The sequence below is a fragment of the Achromobacter mucicolens genome (assembly GCF_902859725.1).
In the GTDB taxonomy this organism is placed as follows: Bacteria; Pseudomonadota; Gammaproteobacteria; order Burkholderiales; family Burkholderiaceae_B; genus Achromobacter; species Achromobacter mucicolens.
This window is the reverse complement of sequence record NZ_CADIJP010000023.1, coordinates 39,829-62,178: the sequence shown is the minus strand read 5'-3', so window position 1 is coordinate 62,178 and position 22,350 is coordinate 39,829. Positions and strand designations below refer to the sequence as shown.

Annotated in this window: 22 protein-coding genes and 1 tRNA gene; 6 read left to right on the top strand and 17 right to left on the bottom strand. The window is 64.1% G+C overall.

The genetic code is table 11. The annotated features are described in order from the left end of the window. The first annotated feature begins 103 nt into the window (after positions 1-103). A complete protein-coding gene (locus HV786_RS23875) occupies positions 104-1,057 on the top strand; it encodes a M14 family metallopeptidase (RefSeq protein ID WP_056315919.1) in 954 nt (317 codons plus the stop codon). A gap of 105 nt (positions 1,058-1,162) precedes the next feature. On the opposite strand, the gene HV786_RS23870 is transcribed toward HV786_RS23875, so the two are convergent. Further along, positions 1,163-1,597 carry a GNAT family acetyltransferase gene (locus tag HV786_RS23870; protein ID WP_128827984.1) on the bottom strand — a complete coding sequence of 145 codons (435 nt, stop codon included), beginning with the start codon at positions 1,595-1,597 and terminating at the stop codon, positions 1,163-1,165. A gap of 263 nt (positions 1,598-1,860) precedes the next feature. Continuing rightward, positions 1,861-2,775: a PhzF family phenazine biosynthesis protein gene (locus tag HV786_RS23865; protein ID WP_128827983.1), complete on the bottom strand. Its 915-nt coding sequence runs from the start codon at positions 2,773-2,775 to the stop codon at positions 1,861-1,863. A 241-nt stretch (positions 2,776-3,016) separates the two neighbouring features. Here HV786_RS23865 and HV786_RS23860 point away from each other — a divergent pair, with 241 nt between their 5' ends. The 3 genes from HV786_RS23860 (at position 3,017) to HV786_RS23850 (ending at position 5,535) form a co-directional block, all read left to right on the top strand. Next, positions 3,017-3,259 carry a CrpP-related protein gene (locus tag HV786_RS23860; RefSeq protein WP_128827982.1) on the top strand — a complete coding sequence of 81 codons (243 nt, stop codon included), beginning with the start codon at positions 3,017-3,019 and terminating at the stop codon, positions 3,257-3,259. 220 nt (positions 3,260-3,479) lie between these two features. Beyond that, entirely contained in the window at positions 3,480-3,704 is a 225-nt protein-coding gene (locus tag HV786_RS27520) for a CrpP-related protein (protein WP_158216675.1), read from the top strand. Positions 3,705-4,263: 559 nt separating this feature from the next. Beyond that, on the top strand, positions 4,264-5,535 hold the full coding sequence (locus HV786_RS23850) for a putative Na+/H+ antiporter (RefSeq protein ID WP_128827981.1): 1,272 nt from the start codon (positions 4,264-4,266) through the stop codon (positions 5,533-5,535). Between the two features lie 144 nt (positions 5,536-5,679). On the opposite strand, the gene HV786_RS23845 is transcribed toward HV786_RS23850, so the two are convergent. The 9 genes from HV786_RS23845 to HV786_RS23805 form a co-directional block, all read right to left on the bottom strand. Continuing rightward, a tRNA-Pro gene (locus HV786_RS23845) sits at positions 5,680-5,756 on the bottom strand. A gap of 242 nt (positions 5,757-5,998) precedes the next feature. Continuing rightward, positions 5,999-6,430, bottom strand: a complete 432-nt coding sequence (locus tag HV786_RS23840; protein ID WP_128827980.1) for a MerR family transcriptional regulator — start codon at positions 6,428-6,430, stop codon at positions 5,999-6,001. A gap of 58 nt (positions 6,431-6,488) precedes the next feature. Next, positions 6,489-6,827, bottom strand: a complete 339-nt coding sequence (locus tag HV786_RS23835; RefSeq protein WP_081101104.1) for an integration host factor subunit alpha — start codon at positions 6,825-6,827, stop codon at positions 6,489-6,491. 2 nt (positions 6,828-6,829) lie between these two features. Then, entirely contained in the window at positions 6,830-9,247 is a 2,418-nt protein-coding gene (gene pheT, locus HV786_RS23830; protein WP_175211946.1) for a phenylalanine--tRNA ligase subunit beta, read from the bottom strand. Positions 9,248-9,260: 13 nt separating this feature from the next. Then, positions 9,261-10,283 (bottom strand): phenylalanine--tRNA ligase subunit alpha, encoded by a 1,023-nt coding sequence (gene pheS / locus HV786_RS23825; RefSeq protein ID WP_056315894.1) that lies wholly within the window; start codon positions 10,281-10,283, stop codon positions 9,261-9,263. Positions 10,284-10,360: 77 nt separating this feature from the next. Next, the gene (gene rplT, locus HV786_RS23820) at positions 10,361-10,720 is read right to left on the bottom strand and encodes a 50S ribosomal protein L20 (RefSeq protein WP_006218741.1); all 360 of its coding nucleotides are present in this window, start codon (positions 10,718-10,720) and stop codon (positions 10,361-10,363) included. Between the two features lie 17 nt (positions 10,721-10,737). Next, positions 10,738-10,935 carry a 50S ribosomal protein L35 gene (gene rpmI, locus HV786_RS23815; protein ID WP_008159912.1) on the bottom strand — a complete coding sequence of 66 codons (198 nt, stop codon included), beginning with the start codon at positions 10,933-10,935 and terminating at the stop codon, positions 10,738-10,740. 307 nt (positions 10,936-11,242) lie between these two features. After that, entirely contained in the window at positions 11,243-12,769 is a 1,527-nt protein-coding gene (locus tag HV786_RS23810; RefSeq protein WP_175211945.1) for a YifB family Mg chelatase-like AAA ATPase, read from the bottom strand. A 117-nt stretch (positions 12,770-12,886) separates the two neighbouring features. Continuing rightward, positions 12,887-13,162 (bottom strand): accessory factor UbiK family protein, encoded by a 276-nt coding sequence (locus tag HV786_RS23805; RefSeq protein WP_128827979.1) that lies wholly within the window; start codon positions 13,160-13,162, stop codon positions 12,887-12,889. A gap of 673 nt (positions 13,163-13,835) precedes the next feature. Between HV786_RS23805 and HV786_RS23800 the strand changes: the two genes are divergently transcribed. After that, positions 13,836-14,174, top strand: coding sequence for a P-II family nitrogen regulator (locus HV786_RS23800; protein WP_006218735.1), 339 nt, complete (start codon positions 13,836-13,838; stop codon positions 14,172-14,174). A 28-nt stretch (positions 14,175-14,202) separates the two neighbouring features. Then, positions 14,203-15,441, top strand: a complete 1,239-nt coding sequence (gene amt, locus HV786_RS23795) for an ammonium transporter (protein ID WP_056315887.1) — start codon at positions 14,203-14,205, stop codon at positions 15,439-15,441. A gap of 190 nt (positions 15,442-15,631) precedes the next feature. Here the strand turns inward: amt and ptsP are convergent, their stop codons facing one another. The 6 genes from ptsP to thrS form a co-directional block, all read right to left on the bottom strand. After that, positions 15,632-17,341 carry a phosphoenolpyruvate--protein phosphotransferase gene (ptsP, locus tag HV786_RS23790; RefSeq protein ID WP_128828397.1) on the bottom strand — a complete coding sequence of 570 codons (1,710 nt, stop codon included), beginning with the start codon at positions 17,339-17,341 and terminating at the stop codon, positions 15,632-15,634. 112 nt (positions 17,342-17,453) lie between these two features. Continuing rightward, on the bottom strand, positions 17,454-17,723 hold the full coding sequence (locus HV786_RS23785) for an HPr family phosphocarrier protein (RefSeq protein WP_006387993.1): 270 nt from the start codon (positions 17,721-17,723) through the stop codon (positions 17,454-17,456). A gap of 108 nt (positions 17,724-17,831) precedes the next feature. Further along, entirely contained in the window at positions 17,832-18,233 is a 402-nt protein-coding gene (locus HV786_RS23780) for a PTS sugar transporter subunit IIA (RefSeq protein ID WP_056315884.1), read from the bottom strand. 15 nt (positions 18,234-18,248) lie between these two features. Then, positions 18,249-19,235, bottom strand: coding sequence for a glutathione synthase (gene gshB / locus HV786_RS23775; RefSeq protein ID WP_128827978.1), 987 nt, complete (start codon positions 19,233-19,235; stop codon positions 18,249-18,251). Positions 19,236-19,398: 163 nt separating this feature from the next. Further along, entirely contained in the window at positions 19,399-19,950 is a 552-nt protein-coding gene (infC, locus tag HV786_RS23770; RefSeq protein ID WP_076812461.1) for a translation initiation factor IF-3, read from the bottom strand. Positions 19,951-19,986: 36 nt separating this feature from the next. Further along, positions 19,987-21,924 (bottom strand): threonine--tRNA ligase, encoded by a 1,938-nt coding sequence (gene thrS / locus HV786_RS23765; RefSeq protein ID WP_128827977.1) that lies wholly within the window; start codon positions 21,922-21,924, stop codon positions 19,987-19,989. Between the last annotated feature and the right edge of the window lie 426 nt (positions 21,925-22,350).

The window sequence follows — 22,350 nt, the reverse complement described above, 5'->3', positions numbered from 1 at the left end:
GCCCTCATCGCCGAACTGGCGAACCGGCGCATAATGTCAGGCCAATGCGCTGCGCGTAATCGATTGCCCCCACCGGCTCACATTCAAACCTGCCATCGACCCCATGAACAAACCCGTCTTCGAACCTGATACCGCTCCGCTGGAAGTCTTGCCGCGAGACCTGTCCGCCTATCGCGAAGGCAACACCGGCATCCCCTACGTTCATCGCTTCGACTCCGGCAAGCCCGGACCGCACGTGCTCATCAACGCCATCACGCACGGCAACGAGATCTGTGGCATGGTGGCCGCCACCCATCTGCTGGACACCGGCGTGCGCCCGAAGATCGGCACCTTGACGGTCAGCTTTGCGCACGTCGAGGCCTACGAGGCTTTCGACATCGACAGACCTTACGACAACCGCCAGCTCGTGCACAACCTGAACCGAATCTGGTCGGCCGCCATGCTGGACGGTGCGGAAGACAGCCCGGAACTGCGCCGCGCCCGCGAGATGCGCCCTGTCCTGGACGCCGCCGACTTCGTGCTGGACATCCATTCCACGCGCGCCCCCGTGCAACCCTTCTGGGTCTACAACGAGATGGACCGCAACACCGCGCTGGCCGCTGCAGTCGGCTCGCCGCAGGTGCACCTGGTCATGCCGCAAGACAAGTTTCCGGGCACCGGGGTCATGGGTTACGGCCATCATGGCGATCCGCTGTCCGACAGCGGCGGTGCGCTCGTTGTCGAATGCGGCCAGCATTTTTCGCGTTCCGCGGCCGAACTCGCCACCGACGTGACCTTGCGCTTTCTCGCACATCTGGGCCTCATCGACACGCCGGCCGGCACCCCTGCCCCACCCACCCCGCAGCGCTATCGCCTGCTTGAGGTCCACATGGTGAAGTCCGAGGACTTCACCTTCACGCGTCCGGTGATTGGCTTTGAGACCTTCGACAAGGGCGAACTGATCGCCATGAATGGCACGGAAGAAATCCGCTCCCCGTGCGATGCTTGCACGATCTTCATGCCCACGCGCATGCCCATCGTGGGCCGCGAAGCCGTGTATCTGACGCAGGCGATCTGACGCCTGACATCGCGTGACCAAGCAACCCTGGCGCTGCACGCAAGCGCCAGGGTCGCCGCGCATACCGGGCATCAAGCGCCCTTGCACCTGATGCCCCCCGAGTCCTCAAAGATCCGGAATCAGGCGCTTGCCCATGCTGATCACCGCGTCCTCCTGAAAGCCTAGGCTGTCGTAGAAGCGCTTCACCGCGACGTTCTCGGAACGGATCAGCAGATTGATCTTCGGGCAACCCATCTCAAGCAGCTTGCGCTCGACCGCCCGCATCAGCGCCGTGGCGAAGTGGCGCCGCCGATGCAGGGGTGAGACGGCCAGATAATTGATCCAGCCACGGTGGCCGTCGTAGCCGCCCATCACCGTCGCGACAATGGCGCCATCCAACTCACCCACCAGAAAGAGATCGGACTGCACCGTCAACTTGCGCGCGATGTCCTTGCGCGGATCGTTCCACGGCCGTGTCAGCCCGCAGGCTTGCCACAACGCGATCAGCGCGGTTTCATCGGACGCCTGAAACGGCCGGATGGCGAGGTCTTGATGAGACATGCTTCATTCCTTGTGATGAAAGAACGAAGGCCTTGCGATACGCCCCGGATGCAAACGCATTCAAACAAAAAAGGCCACGAGGGGTATCGTGGCCTTCTGGGATAAGCGCCGCAGAACCGGCGCCCGAACACGGCTAGCCACTCAACGGAGACGTCGAGTGATTCGTCGGAAATCTGCGCGCGATGCGGCAGCGATGTGCGGTGCGTTCATGTGCTGCAGCTTACACGAGGCGCCCTGCCGCCCGCAAACCCCGCACCGCCTTGTCAATCGCTCGCGGGCGCGGGCAATGTGCCCTCCATCACCACCACCGCCTGCCCGGCCACGTTGGCCCACACGCCGTTGTCCCGCGGCTCCGCATGCGCCAGCAACAGGCTTGCACGTCCCATGTCCACGCCCTGACCCACGCGCAGCCGCAGGACACCCTTGCCCGCAAGCGAGGCGCGCAGCGCCGTGACGGCCGCCGTCGCACTGCCCGTGGCGGGGTCTTCGGTCATGCGGCTCGTAAGCATCCTCGCCTGGATATCGGTGGGCGCATCCATCGCCTCGCTTGCCGTGTCGGTGGTGTAGACATAGATGGACTTCGCGCCCAGTTGCGGCATCAAGGCCGCGTAGCCCGCCGCATCGGGCAACGCGCGGCGCAGCGCGTCGCGGCTGGCAACCTGCACCACCAAAAACGGCAATCCCACCGACGCCACCATCGGCGCGTGCGTAGACACCATGATGTCCGCGCAATCCAGACGCAGCGCCCTGGCCACCGCGTCCAACGGCGCCTCGCTGCCGCGAGACAGCGGCTGCGGCGCGCGCAGCTGCGCACCCTGCAGGCCGTGCTCCCCGTACGTCAACGCAATGCGCACCAGGCCGGCTTCTTCCTCGAACACGAATGCATGCGGCGCCGGCAACCCGGCCGCGATCTGCTCGCGCGCCAGCACGACCGCAGTGCCCACATTCGGATGGCCGGCAAACGGCACTTCGCGATCCGGCGTGAAGATGCGCACGTGCGCGGTATGGGCACGATCTTGCGGCGGCATCACGAAGCTGGTTTCCGAATAGTTGAATTCGCGTGCGATCCGCTGCATCTGGCGTGCGTCCAGACCCTGCGCGTCCAGCACGACAGCCAGCGGATTGCCGAGGTAAGCATGGCCGGTGAACACATCGGCCGTCACGTAGCGGTAGCGCATCCAAACATCCTCAAAATCCACCCGACACGGGCGGCAAGCCCAGATTGTGCGTGCCGCAGCGCGAACGTGAAAAGGCACAGAGCCGCGAAATTGCACGCATAACAGACGCCTTTCGACATCATGGAAGACGTGGCCGGCATGACGGCCGCACCGCCCCGGATGGTGCGCCATCACTATTGAAAATCACAGGTCGCTGCGGAATACTTTGCGTCCCGACCAACTACTTTTGGAGGAGGTTGCAATGCAACGCGAAGACATCCAAAAGCTGGGCGCACAAGCTGCCCGAGACGGTTTGACCTTGTGGGATTGCCCGTTCTATCGGGCCGCCGCCATGCCGGGCCACACCGGCGAATCGATCTCCGAGTGGAGCGGCAAGGTCGAAGCCTGGGAAGCCGGATGGATGGCGGCCACGGGCGGCGGCCAAGCGCCCCCTGGCGGCCGTTTCCGCTACGTGCCGCGCGCGATGACGCGGCTGTGCAATTGACTCGTTGACATGCGCCCCGGCTCCGGGGCGCTTTGCATTTGGCATGGCCAGCAGATGTAGTTGTGCAGATGAGAAACCGAACAGTGGGTGCACCTGTAGCCGCGCGTCAAGGCCGTGCGCTCGATGATCCATCCCGCTATTTCTGCGCGTAACTTTTCTGGACAAGGATGACGATCGCGCTCATCTTTTGGCTTAGGACCTTTCCCACGAGGAGGCGCGAATGGATGACCCCGTCCACAGAGCCGGCCAGGAAGCCGCCAGATATGGTGTGCCACTATCTGCCTGCCCCCTCATGAAAGAATCCAACATGCCCAGCCATACGGGCGAATCGCTACCTGGCTGGCGCGCCAGATTGGCCTCGTGGCAGGCCGGCTGGCACCAGGAAAACGAAGCCCGCCTTGCCGAGCTTCGCCGCCGCCGGTTATTGCAACAATCGCTGGACTGACCACGTCTGGCCCGCTGGCGGGAACGGGGTTTGCTGGAACCCGATTGCCGCAGCGGCGTGATTGTCATTCGATCAAGCAGAGGGCGGCTCCGCACACTCCCTCCCTCTAGCCGCTGCGGCCCTTTCCGCCTCTTCAATTTCTCCGCGCTGTCCCCGGCCAGCGCGCTTGCTGCGCGAGCGCATTACAGTTCCTTGATGATCTTGAAGCCGCAGCGCACGCATACATGGCCGTTGTAAAAGCAATCGCCCATCAATGACGTTGCGCCCACGACGTTGTGCGAATCACGAGACGGCCCTGCGACCCATGCTTTCGCCCCGTCGATTGATAACCTCACCAATATCCGGAAATATAAAAGGTATGTCGATATGATCAGTCTGAATCCTCCTCGCGCCTCTTGAAATGCATCAATCGACGCGATCGTGTCCCGCCGAGGCCAGCGCGATGGGGTAGGCCGAAACCCGCGATCGAGATACACTAGCGGGCTGGGTGTCAGGCGTATTCCTTCGCGCTGGCAGGTCAACGCGCTGGTCGGGCCGCCACGCAGGAGCCCGCGCGTCCATGCAGCCCAGCATCCCCCATGCCCTCGACATCGCAGCCGCCATCATCTTTGCATTGGCGCTGATCCACACCTTCACGGTCAAACAGTTCGAGCGGCTGTCCCACCGCTACCCTCGCCACGCCGGCTTGTTTCACCTTCTTGGCGAAGTCGAGATCGTCTTCGGCTTCTGGGCATTTGTGCTTTTGGTCGTCATGGCGATCGCCGCCGGCGGTGATCAAGCGCTCGCCTACGCCGAGTCTCGCAACTACACCGAACCGCTCTTCGTCTTTGTGGTCATGGTCGTGGCGGCATCCCGCCCTGTCCTGCAAACGGTCATGGTCGCGGTAAACCTGGTCGCAAAGCACCTGCCTTTCCATACCTCTGTCGCCACGGCATGGCTGGGTCTAGCGGCGGTTCCGCTCATGGGATCACTGATTACCGAGCCCGCCGCCATGACGATCGCGGCCCTGATGCTTGCGCCGCAACTATTCCGCCCAGAGGTTCCGGCGGCCCCAAAGTACTTCGCGCTTGGCGTGCTGTTCGTCAACATCTCGATCGGCGGAACGCTGACCGCCTATGCGGCGCCCCCCGTTCTGATGGTCGCCGCCACCTGGAATTGGGACTCGGCCTTCATGCTGGCCACCTTCGGCTGGAAGGCTGCCATTGCCGTGCTCTTGAATGCGACCGTGGCCACGTTTGTGATGCGCAAGTATCTGCTTCAGCTGCCGGCTGAAAGCATGACCCGGTCCGAGCGCCCTCCCGTGCCGATCTCCGTGGTCATCGTGCACCTGACCGTGCTGGCCGCTGTGGTTGCCCTGGCGCACCATCCGGTCGCGTTTCTCGGCTTGTTCCTGATGTTCCTGGGATTCACGCAAGCCTATGAGCGGCATCAGAATCCGCTGATCCTCAAAGAGGCTCTGCTGGTTGGCTTCTTCCTGGCCGGCCTCGTCATCCTGGGAGGCATGCAGGCGTGGTGGTTGCAGCCCATCGTCTCCAGCCTGGAACCCATCGCACTATTCTTCGGATCCCTGGCGCTCACCGCGATCACTGACAACGCAGCCTTGACCTATCTGGGCTCGCTGATCGACGGCATCTCCGACGAATCCAAGTACATGCTGGTGGCAGGCGCCGTGGCCGGTGGCGGCTTGACGGTCATCGCAAACGCCCCAAACCCTGCTGGCGTGGCACTGCTAAAGCGCGGCTTTTCAGACGAAACCATCAGCATCGGTGGACTGCTGCTTGGCGCGCTGGGTCCCACGGCAGTTGCGGCGGGCGCGTTGCTTTTGCTGTAGCGGCGATTTGGCTTGGTTATCGGGCCCAGTTATCGGGCCCGGTTATTGGACCCGGTATTTAGACCCGGTAATTTGAGCGCAAGAATAAAGCCGAAGAAATGAGAAAGGCCGTTAGTGATTTCTCACTAACGGCCTTGGAACTACTGGTCGGGACGGCGGGATTCGAACTCGCGACCCCTTGCACCCCATGCAAGTGCGCTACCAGGCTGCGCTACGCCCCGAAAGAAAAAGAGTATAGCAGAACTAAAAAATGTTTGCACGCATTGGTGCAAAAAAAGTGCTGAATACCGGAAAAAATTTTGCGCTTTGCGTTTGCCGTTCACATCAGTGCAAGTGATGAAGCGGCGCGCGCCAAGCGCAAGGCACTACGGTTTGCTACGCGCGCTGCCATGAAGGCGGTCGCGCGTCGCGGGTACTGAAATCAGACGCTGGATTGCAATCGATGCGTCGTGAAGAAAACGGCTCAGGCAGCGGGCGCAGCTTGCGTCGCGCCAGCGGCGGGCGCAGTGCCCGTCGTTCCCAAGGCTTCGGCAAGCATCGCGGACACGTTGCCGAGTTCCGCGCGCAGCGACTGCATCTCGGTGCCAGACAGACGCACGGCGGCGTCCTGGTCGTGCGGCACGTCGCGCGCATCGCCCAGGCGATTGCGCGCGCCGCTGATCGTGAAGCCTTGTTCGTAAAGCAGCGAACGGATGCGGCGGATGAGCAGCACTTCGTGGTGCTGATAATAGCGACGGTTGCCGCGGCGCTTCACGGGCTTGAGCTGAGTGAATTCCTGTTCCCAGTACCGCAACACATGAGGCTTGACGCCACACAGGTCGCTGACTTCGCCGATGGTGAAGTAACGCTTGGCGGGAATGGGCGGTAAGGTAACGGTGGATTCAGTACGTGTCATAAGCGGATTTTATGCGCGCGATGCGTGGTGTGCCGATAACAATTACCGACAAAGCGTATCACTCCGCGGCGTCGGGCGTTGTAGGAACGGCCTGCTCGACCACGCTCTTGAGTTTCTGGCTGGCGTGGAAGGTGACGACACGCCGCGCCGCGATGGGAATGGTTTCTCCGGTCTTCGGGTTGCGGCCAGGGCGCGGCGGTTTGTCGCGCACCTGGAAGTTGCCGAAACCCGAGAGCTTGACGGAATCACCGCGCGCCAGGGCGTCGCGGATTTCCTCGAAGAACGTATCGACAATGTCCTTGGCTTCGCGCTTGTTCAGGCCGACCCGCTCGAAAAGCAGCTCGGCCAGCTCGGCCTTGGTGAGGGTGCGTTGCTCGGCAAGCATACTGGTCCCCATGTTCAGCCACGTTGGCGCGCGCCGTGCGCGGCAACCAGGGCTTCCTTGATGCGCGCGAGGCAGTCGGCCACGCGGGCTTCGTCCAAAGTGACCTCAGTGTCCTGTAGCCAGAAACGGAACGCAAGGCTTTTCTCGGCGACCGGTTCGCTGCCTTGCGCCTTGTCGCGCCACACGTCGAACACGCGCGCATCCTGCACAACGGCCAGTTGCGTATCGGCCTTGACGGCCTTGGCGACGGTATCGAGCATGGATTGGACCGTCACGTCCTCGTCGACCCACAGCGCCAGGTCGCGCACCACCACGGGTTGGCGCGAGAGCTCGCGCACCTGCGGCAATTCGCCTTCCGACAGCGCGTCCACGTCCAGCTCGAAGACCACCGGCGCATGCGCCAGGTCGGCCTGTTGCGCCCAGCGCGGATGCAATTCGCCGATCCAGCCTACGTGCTTGCCATCCAGCATGACGCGCGCGCCACGCCCGGGATGCAGCGCGGGATGCGCCGCAGCCTCGAAGCGCAGGCGGCGGCCGCGTGCGCCGAACAGCGACTCGACGTCCATCTTGACGTCAAAGAAGTCCACCTGGCGCGTGGGCACGCCCCACTGTTCTTCGGCCGCCGGGCCCCAGGCTGCGCCCGCGAGCTTCATGGGCTGGCGCACACCCGCCACTTGCAGCGGACCGTCCTCGGCCGACGCATCGCGGAAAAACACGCGTCCCAGTTCGAACAGGCGAACGCGCGACTGCTTGCGGTTGGCGTTGTGACGGATGTTGGCGACCAGGCCGCCGATCAGGCTGGAACGCATGACCGACAGATGGCTGGCGATCGGGTTCACAAGCCGCACGGGGTTGTCGTTGCCCGCGAAATCGCGTTCCCAGTCGGCTTCGACAAAGCTGTAGTTGACGACTTCCTGGTAGTCCTGCGCGGCCGCAAGGCGACGCAGCGCATGCGCGCCGCGGCGCACTTCGGGCTGCGAGAACATCTTGGCGCGCGCCATCGGCGGCACGTCGGGGATGCTTTCAAAACCGTAGATGCGAGCCACTTCCTCGATCAGGTCTTCTTCGATTTCCAGATCGAAACGGTACGACGGCGGATTGACGATGAAGTCGTCGCCCTCGACCGCGTAATCCAGGCCCAGGCTGCCGAAGATGGTTGCAACCTGCTCACGCGTGACCGGCACGCCCAGCACGCGATGGCAGCGCGCCAGGCGCATGCGCACCGGCGGACGCTGCGGCAGATTGACGATCTGGTCGTCGATGGGACCCACCTGGCCGCCGCAGATGTCGACGATGAGGCGGGTGATGAATTCAATGTGCTCGGGAATGCTGGCGTAGTCCACGCCGCGTTCGAAGCGGTGGCTCGCTTCGGAGCTGAATTTGAAGCGGCGCGCGCGGCCGGCAATGGCTTGCGGCCACCAGAATGCGGCTTCGAGATAGATGTTCTGCGTGTCGAGCGTCACCGAGGTGGCTTCGCCGCCCATGATGCCCGCCAGGCTTTCGACCTGATCGCCCGCGACGACCACACCGACCTTCGGGTCGAGCGTGACGGTCTGGCCGTTCAAGAGTTCAAGCGTTTCGCCTTCACGTGCCCAGCGCACGCTGATGTCGCCGCCGATCTTGTCCAGATCGAACACGTGCGACGGACGGCCGAGTTCAAGCATGACGTAGTTGGAGATGTCGACCAGCGCGGACAGCGAGCGCTGGCCGGCGCGCTCAAGGCGCGTCTTCATCCACTCGGGCGTCGCTGCGCGCGCGTTCACGCCGCGAATGACGCGGCCGCCGAAACGGCCGCACAGGTCGGGCGCTTCGATCTTGACGGGCAGGCGCTCATCGAGCGTGACGGGCACGGCGGCGGCGGTGGGTACCGACAGCGGCGCGCCGGTCAGCGCGGCCACTTCGCGCGCCACGCCCAGAATCGACAGGCAGTCGGCGCGGTTGGGCGTCAGCTTGAGCGTGAACAGCGTGTCGTCCAGATCCAGCGCTTCGCGGATGGACTGGCCGGGGACCATGTCCGCGGGCAGTTCCAGGAGGCCCGCGTGGTCTTGCGACAGACCCAGTTCGCGCGCCGAGCACAACATGCCGGAGGACTGCACGCCGCGCATCTTGGCCACGCCGATCTTCATGCCGCCAGGCAATTCCGCGCCCACGCGGGCGAGCGGCACCTTCAGGCCGGCGGCCGCGTTGGGCGCGCCACACACGATCTGCAGGCGTTCGCCCGAGCCGTCGTCGACCTGGCAGACGCGCAGCTTGTCGGCGTCCGGGTGCGGGGCGATTTCGACGATGTGCGCGACGACCACGCCGGAGAAGGCGGGCGCGGCGGGTTCGGTTTCTTCGACTTCCAGGCCGGCCATCGTGAGCCGGTGCGCGAGTTCATCGGTTGCGATCGGAGGATTGACCAGCGTACGCAGCCAGGATTCGGGAAATTGCATGATCAGCCGTCTGTTATTCGTTGAACTGGCGCAGGAAGCGCAAATCGCCTTCGTAGAACTGGCGCAGATCGTTGACGCCGTAGCGCAACATCGTCAGGCGCTCGAGTCCGGAGCCAAAAGCAAAGCCGATGTAGCGCTCGGGATCCAGCCCGAAATTGCGCACCACCTGCGGATGCACCTGGCCAGAACCGGAGATCTCCAGCCAGCGGCCGCGGTTGGGTCCCGAGGTGAACATCATGTCGATCTCGGCGGACGGTTCCGTGAACGGGAAGAACGACGGACGGAATCGCACGACCAGATCATCGCTTTCAAAGAAGCAACGCAGGAAATCGGTGTACACGCCCTTCAGGTCGGCAAACGAGATGTCCTCGGCGATCCAGAGCCCTTCCACCTGGTGGAACATGGGCGAGTGCGTGGCGTCGCTGTCGACGCGATAGGTGCGCCCGGGCGCGATGACCTTGATGGGCGGCTTGTGCATGCGGGCATAACGCACCTGCATGGGGCTGGTGTGCGTGCGCAGCAGCAGCGGCAGACCGTCCGCGTCGTTCATGTCGACGTAGAACGTGTCCTGCATGGAACGCGCCGGATGGTCCAGCGGGTTGTTCAATGCGGTGAAATTGGTCCAGTCGTTTTCCACTTCGGGACCGTCGGCCACGTCAAAGCCAATGGAACGGAAGATTTCTTCCACGCGTTCCCAGGTCCGGATCACCGGATGGATACCGCCCGGCGCGCGACCGCGGCCCGGGAGGGTGACGTCAATGGTTTCGGATGCCAGACGAGCATCCAGCTCCGCCTGCGCCAGTTCGGCACGGCGCGAGGTCAGAAGCTCTTCGATCTTCTGCTTGGCCTGGTTGATTCGTGCGCCGGCCTCTCGCTTCTGCTCGGGATCGAGCTTGCCCAGGCCTTTGAGCAGCACCGTCAAGGCGCCTTCCTTGCCCAGGAAGCGAGCTTTTGCGTTCTCAAGCGCGGCGGCATCCGTAGCCGCGGCGAACCGTTCTTGCGCCTGGGCTACCAGGTCGTCAACCAATCGAGTCATGAAATCCAGCCTTCAAAACGCAAACGGGGCCATTACAGCCCCGTTTGCAGCGATGCGCGATGAGTTAAAGCGCGCGATCAGGCAGCCAAGGCAGCCTTGGCTTGCTGCACGATGGCGGCAAAGCCGGCCTTGTCGCGCACGGCCAGATCGGCCAGGACCTTGCGGTCGAGTTCGATCGAAGCCTTCTTCAGGCCAGCGATGAACACGCTGTAGCTGACGCCATGCTCACGGACGGCCGCGTTGATACGCGTGATCCACAGAGCGCGGAACGTACGCTTCTTGTTGCGGCGGTCGCGGTAGGCGTATTGGCCAGCGCGCATGACTGCTTGCTTGGCAATACGGAACACATTACCGCGGCGGCCACGGTAACCCTTGGCGGCGGCAATGACTTTCTTGTGACGTGCGCGGGCAGTTACGCCGCGTTTGACGCGAGGCATAGTAGATCTCCCTTAGATCAAGCGAAAGGCATCATGGCCTTGACGGAGGCCACGTTGGAGTCATGAACCGCCGCAGAGCCGCGCAGTTGACGCTTGGCCTTGGTGGTCTTCTTGGTCAGGATGTGACGCTTGAACGCCTGACCACGCTTGATGGAGCCGCTGCCGCGCACCTTAAAGCGCTTGGAGGCGCTTTTCTTGGTTTTCATCTTGGGCATGATGATTCCCTAAACTAAAACACGCATTGTTGATTTACATGACGCCAGGTGCTTGGCGCCAAAGACGCCAAAACTTGTAGACCTGTTGCCACTTCTGGGGGTCGCGAAATCTGACAAGCCGGTTCCGAACGAAGTGCATCGATTCGGTAAAGCATCCGGCCAAGCGGTTTCGCGATTGTTTCCCGAAGGCGGACAAAACTGACCCACATCCGGAAAAGCCTTTGATTATATGGTGATTTCCCGGACTTTGTCGAGCCAGTGCGTACGCCGGGAACAACGGGATCGGAGGGCCGACACCGCCCGGGGATCATACCCCCGTACGCCGGTACTGCACCGCCTGCGCGACATGACTGGCCGCCAGCACCGCCTGGCCGTCCAGATCCGCGATCGTGCGGGCCACGCGCAGCGCCCGGTGCATCGCCCGCGCCGAGCCTGTCAGGCGGCGCATGGCCTGCTGCAGCAGCGCCTGGGCATCGGCATCCATCACACAGAATTCGTCCAGTTCGGCCCCGGCAAGCCCGGCGTTGATCTTGCCCTGGCGGGCCATCTGGCGTTCACGGCAGCGGACCACACGCTCGCGGACGGCTTGCGACGATTCGCCGGGCGGCGCGGTCATCCAGGCGGGATCGGACGGCGGCAGGGCCACATGCAGATCGATCCGGTCCAGTAGCGGTCCCGATATCTTGCCTGCATAACGCGTCACCTGATCCGGCGTGCAGGCGCACGTGCGCGCCGGATGGCCGCGCCAGCCGCAAGGACAGGGATTCATGGCGGCCACGAGCTGAAAACGGGCTGGAAACTGCGCGGCGTGCAACGCCCGCGAGATGACCACCCTGCCCGCCTCCAGCGGCTCTCGCAGCGCCTCGAGCGAGCGGCGGCTGAATTCCGGAAGCTCGTCCAGAAACAACACGCCGTGGTGCGCCAGACTGATTTCGCCGGGCCGCGGACGGCCGCCGCCGCCGACCAGCGCGGCTACCGACGCCGAATGGTGCGGCGCCCTGAACGGCGGCTGCCCGGTGAGCGTATCGGGCATTCCGGCCATCGTCGCCACGGCCGCCGCTTCAAGCGCCTGATTGCGCTCAAGCGGCGGCAGCAGGCCCGGCAGGCGTGCGGCCAGCATGCTCTTGCCCGCTCCAGGCGGCCCCAGCATCAACAGGCTGTGGCCACCCGCCGCCGCGACTTCAAGCGCCCGCCGGGCGCCCGCCTGGCCTCGCACATCCGACAGACAGGGGACGGGCGCGGCGGGCGGCCACGGCGCGGGCACCGCATTGGGTAGCAGGCAGGCGCCCGCCGCGTGGGCTGCCACGTCCGCCAGGCAGCGGGCCGACAGCACGCGCAAGCCGGGAACCCAGGCGGCCTGCTCGGCGCTGCCGGCTGGCAGGATAAGCGTGGCGTCGGGCGCGTCCCGGGCGACGCTCAGGGCGATCACCAGCGGCGCGGCGACGGGCACAAGCGCCCCCGTGAGGGAAAGTTCGCCTGCAAGCACCAACCCGGCCAGCGCGGGCTCCGGCGCGCCGGCAGGCGCGCCGTCTTGCGCAGGGGCAGCCAACTGCCCGGACGCCAGCAGCACCCCCAGCGCAATCGGCAGATCGAAGCGGCCGGACTCCTTGGGCATGTCGGCCGGCGACAGGTTGACGGTGATGCGCCCCGCCGGGAATTCGAAACCGCTATTGATGATGGCCGCCCGGACCCGCTCGCGGCTTTCGCGGACTTCGGTGTCGACCAGCCCGACGACGTTGAAACCCGGCAGCCCAGGCCCCAGGTGCGTTTCCACGCGGACCGCATGGGCATGCATGCCGCAAAGGGCCCGGCTGGCAAGTACGGCAAGCGTCACGACGGTCTCCGGATGGTTCGGGCCGCCTGTATCCGCAAAAAACAAACGGCCGCGGGAAGCGGCCGTGACAAAACGATCTCGCGCAGGGCCCGCGCAAAGCGGGCGCGCGGGGCTTGCTTACTTGTCCAGCCCTGTGGCCGGCCCCTTGTCCAGCCCGCTCAGGCGCTGTTCCATCTGCTGCACCTGGGCAGCCAGTTGATCGACGCGGGCGCGCGTGCGGGCAAGCAGATCCGCCTGCACGTCGAACTCTTCGCGGGTGACCAGATCCAGCTTGGAAAACGCCTGCGTCATCATGGCGCGCACATTGCGCTCCACGTCAGCCGCCGGGCTTCGCGCGATCAGGTCGGAAATGTTCTTCTGAAGGTCTTCCATCCACTGGGTGCGATTGTTCATAGTTGCCTCTCGATGTTCCGGATGCCTCAAGTGTAGTGCGTTGGTTGCCGGGTTCAGGCCGCGCGGCTTGCGCCGCCGCAAAAAAAAGGGCGGGCCGCATGCGGTGACCGCCCTTCAAAGCACAGGAGAAAACCGGGCTGCCTGACGGCAACCCCCTACCAACACCACTAGCCTTGCCGCCGGTCGCTGAGACCGCGCTGTGCATCGGTCATTTGCCCGATACACGTCCTGGTTTCGATTCTTCTCGACCCCACCCCTGCCAACAAGCCGATCGGTGTAAACCCTCGTATCAGGCTCGCACCCCAATTAGCGGCGCTTTGGGGCAAACGCGGCCATCCCCGAAACCCGCGCTGCATGCGCGGAGCCGCAGCCGGTAACGCTGAGCGGCCTGCGGAGCCGGCGCAACGCACCGGCGGATGCGGCGGCTTGCACGCGGACGTGCCCGACACGTCCGCATTAAATGGCTACAAATCCTTCGTGCGGCATACATCTGGTTGCATGGCGGGGATACCCATTGTTGCGCACCAAAAAGAGGCCGCCCCACGGTGCATTGCGCACCATGATGGTGCCTTTCCGCACAACATTTGCGCCTTTCCCGGCCGCGCCCGGCGCTGTCCAACATGGCACGGATATTGCTTTACCCAGGGTGCGTGCAACCATGAGAGGAAATGCCATGAAACTCATCATCGCCATCATCAAGCCCTTCAAGCTCGACGAAGTGCGGGTGGCTCTGTCCGGGATCGGGGTCCAGGGCCTGACCGTCACCGAAGTCAAAGGCTTTGGCCGCCAGAAGGGCCACACCGAACTCTATCGCGGCGCGGAATACGCCGTGGACTTCCTGCCCAAGCTGCGGGTCGAGGCCGCCGTGCCTGATCACCTTGTCGATCAGGTCATCGAAGCGATCGAACAAGCCGCTCGCACCGGCAAGATCGGCGACGGCAAGATCTTCGCCGCCCCCCTTGAACAAGTCATCCGTATCAGAACTGGCGAAGCCGGCGAAGCTGCGCTGTAAATAAATAAAGCCTCAATGGAGCCTGAAAATGGATAAAGCAGATATCTCCTGGTTGCTCGTCTCTACCCTGCTTGTATTGATGATGGCCGTACCCGGCCTGGCCATGTTCTACGCCGGCCTGGTGCGCAGCAAAAACGTGCTGTCCGTCTTGCTGCAAGTGTTGTGCACGTTCGTGCTGGGCCTGGTTCTCTGGTTCATCTATGGATACTCCCTCGCGTTTACCGAGGGCAACGCGTTCTTCGGCGGGCTCTCGCGCGCCTTCTTCTCTGGCATGTTCAACCCGGCCGACGGCACGTATGCCATGTCGAACACCCTGACCGAGCTGCTGTTCGCCTCGTTCCAGGCCACGTTCGCCGGCATCACCTGCGCCCTGGTGGTCGGCAGCTTTGCCGAGCGCGCTCGCTTTTCGGCTGTGCTGGTGTTCACGGTGATCTGGTTCACGTTCGCCTACATCCCCATTGCGCACATGGTGTGGTTCGCCTCTGAAACGGCGCCCGGCCTGTTGAATGCCCAAGGCGCGCTGGACTTCGCCGGCGGCACCGTGGTGCACATCAACGCTGGCGTGGCTGGCCTGGTCGGCGCCTATGTGGTCGGCAAGCGCGTGGGCTACGGCCGCGAAGCCATGCAGCCGCACAACCTGCCGATGACGTTCGTGGGCGCCGCCCTGCTGTGGGTGGGCTGGTTCGGGTTCAACGCGGGTTCGGCTCTGGCCGCCAACGAGAACGCCACCCTGGCCTTCTTCAACACCATGATCGCCACGGCGGGCGCCGTCCTGGCCTGGCTGTTCACGGAATGGGCCATCAAGGGCAAGCCCTCGATGCTGGGCGCCGCGTCGGGCGCCATCGCCGGCCTGGTCGGCATCACCCCTGCCGCCGGCCTGGTCGGTCCGGTGGGCGCCCTGATCATCGGCGTGGTTGCCGGCGTGGTCTGCGTCTGGGGCGTGAATGGCCTGAAGCGCCTGCTGCGTGCTGACGATGCGCTGGACGTGTTCGGCATCCACGGCGTGGGCGGCATTGTCGGCGCCCTGCTCACCGGCGTGTTCAACGCGCAGGTCTTCGGCGGCCCCGGCCTGGCCGAGCCCGGCATGATCGCCCACCAACTGTGGGTGCAGCTCGAAGGCGTCCTGCTGACGGTCGTGTGGTCGGGCGTGGTGGCATGGATTGCCTACAAGATCGCCAACGCCCTGTGCGGTCTGCGCGTGCCGGAAGACCAGGAGCGCGAAGGCCTGGACGTCACCAGCCACGGCGAATCCGCCTATCACAGCTAAGCTGCTGCGACGCTCCCGCCGCGCCCTGCGGCGGGGCGGGATGGAAAATGAAAGAGCCCTTCATCATGAAGGGCTCTTTTTTTGTCAGCTTGCTTGGGAGGGTGTCAGACACCCGGCGGGAAGGGTCGTCTGCTTGCGGCGACTCCACGGGTGTCTGACACCCGGTTCAGTCACTGCCGCGAAGGACGAATCAAGCCGGGCCGAGGGCGTCCAGGTCGACGGGCAAGGCGCGGTTCAGCGCCGAGGCCACCTTGATGCGGAGCGCGTTGGAATGCGCGCGGCGCACCTCGCGTTTCACGTCCAGGAGCTGCTGCGGGTGCATGGAGAACTCGGTCAGGCCCAGGCCAAGCAGCAGGCGCGTCATGCGCGAATCGCCCGCCATTTCGCCGCAGACCGCGACCGGCTTGCCCGCGCGTTCGCCCGCATTGATGGTGTTGGCGACCAGGCGCAGCACCGCCGGATGCAGCGGATCGTACAGCGACGCCACGTCGTGGTCACCCCGGTCGATGGCAAGCGTGTACTGGATCAGGTCGTTGGTGCCGATGGACAGGAAATCCAGCGCCTGGGCGAAGGGTTCGATCGCAATGGCGATCGCGGGCACCTCGACCATCGCCCCCACTTCCATGTGTGGCGCATAGGCCTGGCCACGGGCATCGAGTTCGCGGCGGGCGGATTCGATGGCGGCCTTGGCAGCCACGACTTCGTGCATGTGCGCGATCATCGGGATCAAGAGGCGCACCGGGCCGTGGGCGGACGCCCTGAGGATGGCGCGCAGCTGAGTCGCGAACATCTCGGGACGCGCCAGGCAATAGCGGATGGCGCGCTGTCCCAGAGCGGGGTTGGTGGCCACGGTGGCCTCGCCGTCCAGCGTCTTGTCCGAGCCGATGTCCAGCGTACGGATCGTGACCGGACGGCCGGCCATCACCTTGACGACCGACGCATAGGCCTCGTACTGCTCTTCTTCGCCGGGCAGGTCTGGCCGGCCCATGAAGAGGAATTCGCTGCGAAAGAGTCCGATGCCATGCGCGCCGGACGCCAGCGCCAGCGCGGCTTCGTCCGGCAGCTCGATGTTGGCGTGCAGCACGATGTCGATGCCGTCCAGCGTGACGGAGGGCTCGTCGCGCAGGAGGCTCAGTTCGGCGCGCTCGTCTGCGTACGCGGCCTGGCGGCGGCGGTATTCCTGGAGGATGCGGTCGGACGGGTTGACCACCACCGCGCCGACCGAGCCGTCGATGATCAGCATGTCTCCGTCGCGAACGAGCTCGCGCACGTTGCCCATGGCGACCACGGCGGGCACGCCCATGCTGCGCGCCACGATCGCGGTGTGAGACGTCGGGCCGCCCAGGTCGGTGACGAAGGCGGCGAACCGGCCGCCGCGCAGGCGCAGCATGTCGGCGGGAGAGATATCGTGCGCCACCACCACCAGGGCATCGTCGCCGCCCATGTGGGACATGTCGGGCAGGATCGCCGACGTGCCGGCCAGGACGTGCAGCACGCGCTCGATCACCTGGCGCACATCCGCCCCGCGCTCGCGCAGGTACTCGTCTTCCATGGCGTCGAACTGCTGCCCCAGGATCTGGCCCTGCGTCGTCAGCGCCCACTCGGCGTTGTAGTGACGCTCGGCGATCAGGGCAAGCGTCTGTTCGGCCAGAAGCGGATCGCCCAGGAGCAGGCTGTGCACATTGAGCATCGCGCCCAGTTCGCGCGGCGCGTCGGCCGGAAGCGTGTCGGCCAGTTGCAGCAGTTCCTGCTGCGCCGACGCCAGCGCTTCGGTCAGGCGTGCGCTCTCGGCAGGCACGTCTTCCGGGGAGATCCGGTAGTGCGCCACTTCAAGGGCGGCTGCGCCCATGACCACGGCGCGGCCGATGGCGTACCCCTTGGCGACGCCCTTGCCGTACAGACACACAACGGGGCTGGCAGAGCCAGCCCCGTGGGGCGCGCCAGCAGCGGGCGCGCCGGTCGCGGGTGCAGGCGAACCGGCCCGAGCCGGGCCGGCAGCTTCAGAAGACGTTTTATTCCTGCTCACCGAATTTGCTGTCGAACAGAGTTTCGATTTCGGACAAGGCCTGCTCGGCATCGCTGCCGGAGGCCTCGAGCTTGACCGTGACGCCCAGACCGGCCGCCAGCATCATGACGCCCATGATGCTCTTGGCGTTCACGCGCTGCGCACCGCGCGAAATGAAGATTTCGCTGGAAAACTTGCTGGCAAGCTGCGTCAGCTTGGCCGCGGCCCGAGCGTGCAATCCCAGTTTGTTGCTGATGACAATGTCAGTATTAGGCATAGGAAAGATGGTGACCGCGGACCATGCCGCAGTGTTGATCGCAGCCAATCGTCGAACCGATCGTCGGCTTGAAATAATAGCCGACATAATAGGGCAATTTTATGCCCGTCAGTCTACCCGCAAGACACCTTGCACGCCGCCGGCAAGCGCCTTTTCGCGGGTTTCAGCCAACGGCAGGTTGCGGTAGGTCAACGCGCGCAACAGCATCGGGGTGTTAAGCCCCGCGAGCACACAGCACTGGATGCCCTGGGCCTGCGCGTCGGCGACCGCGCGCTTGGAAATATTGGCGGGCGTGGCGCCGATCAGGTCGGTCAGCACCAGCACGCCCGCGCCGTGGTCCTGTTCAAGGATGTCTTTCAGGACATCCGGCGCCAGGTCGTCGGGCTGATCTTCGGGCTGGATATCGTGAATAGCCAGCATGCCGTCCAGATCGCCCATGACGTGGCTGGCGCATTCGCGCATTGCGGCGCCCAGGGGCGCATGCACGACGATCACAATACCCGTAGTCATGTCGGTTCCGGAAAATCAGGCTGCGACGGCGGCAGCGCCTGCGGCCTTGGCCGCCACCGCTTTCTCGAGCGCCTGCACGAACATGCCGGCCACATCGAAACCGGTCTGCTCGGCAATTTCGACGAAACAGGTGGGGCTGGTGACGTTGACTTCCGTGACGAAGTCGCCGATGACGTCCAGGCCAACCAGAAGCAGGCCGCGGGCGGCCAGCTTGGGCGCCACGGCTTCGGCGATCTGGCGGTCCCGAGGGGAGAGTTCCTGGGCGACGCCGCGGCCGCCTGCGGCCAGATTGCCCCGCGTTTCGCCAGCCAACGGGATGCGCGCGAGCGAATACGGCACGGGTTCACCGCCGATCAGCAAGATGCGCTTGTCGCCCTTGACGATGTCCGGAATGAAGCGCTGCGCCATGATGGTGCGCGCGCCGTTGTCGGTCAGCGTTTCCAGGATGGCGTTCAGGTTGGGATCCTTGGGCTGCAGGCGGAACACGCCCGTGCCGCCCATGCCGTCCAGCGGCTTGACGATGACATCCTGGTGCTTGTCGTGGAACGCCTTGAGGCGAGCCATGTTGCGGGTCACCAGCGTCGGGGCGGTGAACTCGCTGATCTCGGTGATCGCCAGTTTTTCGGGGTGGTTGCGGATGGCCGCGCCCCCATTGAACACGCAGGCGCCCTGAGCCTCGGCGTATTCGAGCAGATGCGTGGAATACACGTATTCCATGTCGAACGGGGGGTCTTTGCGCATCACGACCGCGCCAAAATCCGCCAGCGGCAGATCCTGAGGGACGGATTCGCGCCACCAGTCGTGGCCGTGCAGGTCGGCATCGGCGACGAGCTCGATCGGGGTGGTCTGCGCCTTGACGACGCCCGCCTCGATGTAGAGGTCGCCCTGCATGGCCACGCTGAGCGTATGGCCGCGCGCCACGAGGGCACGCATCATGGCGACCGAACTATCCTTGTACGCCTTGAGCAGCGGCAAGGGATCCAAAACGAACAAAACGTGCATCGCGACACCCTGAACGGACGCCGCCTCCCCTGCTGGGAAGGCGGCTATGCTTTGTGACATCGTAGCGTAGAGCCAGCCAATAAGCGAACCCGCCGGTCACGAGACGGACACGGCGGGTTGCAGGAATGGGCGGCTGGGCCCTGCCTGTCGGTACGGCTGGGACTCAGGCTGCCGATTCAGGCTTGCCTGCAGGCACAGCCTTCTTTTTCGGCGCCAGCACCATGACCATCTGACGGCCTTCGAGCTTGGGCATGGCTTCGACCTGGGCAAGCTCCAGGAGATCGTCGCGCACGCGTTCAAGGACGCGCATGCCAAGTTCCTGGTGAGCCATTTCGCGGCCGCGGAAACGCAGCGTGACCTTGGCCTTGTCGCCTTCCTCGAGGAAGCGGCGCAGGTTGCGCAGCTTGACCTGATAGTCGCCCTCGTCGGTCGCCGGGCGGAACTTGACTTCCTTGACCTGGATGACCTTTTGCTTGGAGCGGGCTTCGGCCTGGCGCTTTTGCTCTTGGTACTTGAACTTGCCGTAGTCCATCAAACGGCAGACCGGGGGCTCGGCGTTCGGCGCGATTTCCACCAGATCCACGTCGTTTTGCTCGGAAAGACGGAAGGCGTCGGCAATCTTGACGATGCCCAGCTGTTCTCCGTCCAGACCTATCAGGCGCACCTCGGGGACGCGGATTTCACCGTTGATGCGATTGGCTTTTTCAGTGGCGATGTTGAAAGCTCCTAGAAATGTTAAGCAGCGCTGCTATCAAGTCGGTTGGACGTCGCGGCGGGCGGCCACGTCGTCGGACAACCGGGAAACGAAGTCGTCGAAGGGGATGGCGCCAAGGTCCAGGCCGCCCAGTCCGCGTACGGCAACAGTGCCGTTTTGCTTTTCCTTGTCGCCGACGACAAGAATGTACGGCACCTTTTGCAGGCTGTGTTCCCGAATTTTACGAGTGATTTTTTCACCGCGCAAATCGGACTCAACTCTAAAGCCTTGTTTTTTCAGGCTTTGCGTGATTTGCGCCGCATAATCGGCCGAAGGTTCGGAAATGCAGCACACAACTGCTTGCACCGGCGCCAGCCACGGCGGCATGGCGCCAGCGTGGTTTTCGATCAACATCCCGATGAAGCGCTCGAGCGAACCGAGGATCGCGCGGTGCAGCATGACGGGCGGGCGGCGCTGGTCGTTCTGGTCCACGTACTCGGCGCCCAGGCGCACGGGCATGGAGAAGTCGACCTGGATCGTGCCGCACTGCCAGTGCCGGCCGATGGCGTCCTTGAGGGTGTATTCGACCTTCGGGCCGTAAAAGGCGCCCTCGCCCGGCGAGATTTCGAATTCGCAGCCCGTGCGGCGCAGGCTTTCCATCAGGGCGGCTTCGGCCGTATCCCAGACTTCGTCCGTGCCGATCCGCTTTTCGGGGCGCGTGGCGACCTTGTACAGGACTTCGGTAAAGCCGAAATCGCGGTAGACCTTTTGCAGCAGCGCCGTGAAATCGGCGCATTCGTCCTGCAGTTGCTCTTCGGTACAGAAGATGTGACCGTCGTCCTGCGTAAAGCCGCGCACGCGCATCATGCCGTGCAGCGAGCCGGAGGGCTCGTTGCGGTGGCATTGGCCGAATTCGCCGTAGCGCAGGGGCAGTTCGCGGTAGGAATGCAGGCCCGCATTGAAGATCTGCACGTGGCCCGGGCAGTTCATCGGCTTCAGGCCATAGACACGGTTTTCGGACTCGGTCGTGAACATGTTTTCACGGTAGTTGTCCCAGTGGCCCGTCTTCTTCCAGAGCGAAATGTCCAGGATCTGCGGCGCCTTGACTTCCTGGTAGCCGTTGTCGCGGTACACGCTGCGCATGTACTGCTCGACCTGCTGCCACAGGGTCCAGCCCTTGGGGTGCCAGAAGATCAGGCCCGGGGCTTCGTCCTGGAAGTGGAACAGGTCGAGTTCGCGGCCGATCTTGCGGTGGTCGCGGCGCTCGGCCTCTTCGAGCATGTGCAGGTAGGCTTCCTGTTCTTCCTTGGTCGCCCAGGCGGTGCCGTAGATGCGCTGGAGCATCTCGTTCTTGCTGTCGCCGCGCCAGTAGGCGCCGGCAACCTTCATCAGCTTGAAGACCTTGAGCTTGCCGGTGGACGGCACGTGCGGGCCGCGGCACAGGTCGATGAAGTCGCCTTCGCGGTACAGGCTGAGCGTCTCGTTGGACGGGATCGAGGCGATGATTTCCGCCTTGTACTTTTCGCCGATGCCCTTGAAGAATTCGACGGCGTCGTCGCGCGACCATTCTTCGCGCGTGACGACTTCGTCCTTCTTGGCCAGTTCGGCCATTTTCTTTTCGATGGCCGTCAGGTCTTCGGGCGTGAAGGGGCGCTTGTAGGAGAAGTCGTAGTAGAAGCCGTTGTCGATCACGGGGCCGATGGTGACCTGGGCGTCCGGGAAGAGCTCTTTGACGGCGTAGGCCAGCAGGTGAGCTGTCGAGTGGCGGATCAGATCCAGGCCGTCCGCGTCCTTGGCCGTCACGATGGCCAGACGGGCGTCTTGCGCGATGCGGAAACTGGTGTCGACGAGCTTGGATTCCGCGCCGTCGAACGTCACGCGGCCGCCCAGGGCAGCCTTCGCCAGGCCCGTACCGATCGATTGCGCCACTTCGGCGACCGTGACCGGTCCCGGAAATTGGCGCTGCGAACCATCGGGCAATGTGATCTGTACCATCGGGAGTGCTTCCTGGGGTTCTTGGAACTGAAAAACGAAAACAGAAACGAAAAACGCGGCTTCAAAGCCGCGTTCATTTGATTGTCTTGATGAGTCCTACCGCTGACCTGACACGGTGAAACCCGACGCACGAAAAAACTAACGCGACATGGGGCGAAAGTTCCGGGTCGTAGTTCGTGCGGGCGGGAAAAGCATGTTTTGAGCCTGTGGGCGCGCGCGAAGCGCAGCGCGAATCAAGATGCAGCAAGACAAATGCAGCCGAAATAGCTGCATGGATCGTTGCCGATTGTAGCACCGTTTGCGCCCCGCCCGTGGCGAAAACGCCACGGAGGATTGCAAGGCGACGCGGGGGACCGCAACGGATCAATTGCGCCGAGTGCATCGGTCTGATTTTGCCTCGTTTGGCGACCCAAACCCGCGCCGACC

Coding starts and splice junctions, on each gene's coding strand:
- HV786_RS23860 (WP_128827982.1), top strand. CDS start 3,017: ATGCAACGCGAAGACATCCAAAAGCTGGGCGCACAAGCTGCCCGAGAC.
- HV786_RS23800 (WP_006218735.1), top strand. CDS start 13,836: ATGAAACTCATCATCGCCATCATCAAGCCCTTCAAGCTCGACGAAGTG.
- HV786_RS23785 (WP_006387993.1), bottom strand. CDS start 17,723: ATGCCTAATACTGACATTGTCATCAGCAACAAACTGGGATTGCACGCT.
- rpmI (WP_008159912.1), bottom strand. CDS start 10,935: ATGCCCAAGATGAAAACCAAGAAAAGCGCCTCCAAGCGCTTTAAGGTG.
- rplT (WP_006218741.1), bottom strand. CDS start 10,720: ATGCCTCGCGTCAAACGCGGCGTAACTGCCCGCGCACGTCACAAGAAA.
- HV786_RS23870 (WP_128827984.1), bottom strand. CDS start 1,597: ATGTCTCATCAAGACCTCGCCATCCGGCCGTTTCAGGCGTCCGATGAA.
- HV786_RS23780 (WP_056315884.1), bottom strand. CDS start 18,233: ATGACTACGGGTATTGTGATCGTCGTGCATGCGCCCCTGGGCGCCGCA.
- gshB (WP_128827978.1), bottom strand. CDS start 19,235: ATGCACGTTTTGTTCGTTTTGGATCCCTTGCCGCTGCTCAAGGCGTAC.
- amt (WP_056315887.1), top strand. CDS start 14,203: ATGGATAAAGCAGATATCTCCTGGTTGCTCGTCTCTACCCTGCTTGTA.
- HV786_RS27520 (WP_158216675.1), top strand. CDS start 3,480: ATGGATGACCCCGTCCACAGAGCCGGCCAGGAAGCCGCCAGATATGGT.
- HV786_RS23835 (WP_081101104.1), bottom strand. CDS start 6,827: ATGGGGACCAGTATGCTTGCCGAGCAACGCACCCTCACCAAGGCCGAG.
- HV786_RS23840 (WP_128827980.1), bottom strand. CDS start 6,430: ATGACACGTACTGAATCCACCGTTACCTTACCGCCCATTCCCGCCAAG.
- thrS (WP_128827977.1), bottom strand. CDS start 21,924: ATGGTACAGATCACATTGCCCGATGGTTCGCAGCGCCAATTTCCGGGA.
- HV786_RS23805 (WP_128827979.1), bottom strand. CDS start 13,162: ATGAACAATCGCACCCAGTGGATGGAAGACCTTCAGAAGAACATTTCC.
- pheT (WP_175211946.1), bottom strand. CDS start 9,247: ATGCAATTTCCCGAATCCTGGCTGCGTACGCTGGTCAATCCTCCGATC.
- pheS (WP_056315894.1), bottom strand. CDS start 10,283: ATGACTCGATTGGTTGACGACCTGGTAGCCCAGGCGCAAGAACGGTTC.
- HV786_RS23865 (WP_128827983.1), bottom strand. CDS start 2,775: ATGCGCTACCGCTACGTGACGGCCGATGTGTTCACCGGCCATGCTTAC.
- HV786_RS23850 (WP_128827981.1), top strand. CDS start 4,264: ATGCAGCCCAGCATCCCCCATGCCCTCGACATCGCAGCCGCCATCATC.
- HV786_RS23875 (WP_056315919.1), top strand. CDS start 104: ATGAACAAACCCGTCTTCGAACCTGATACCGCTCCGCTGGAAGTCTTG.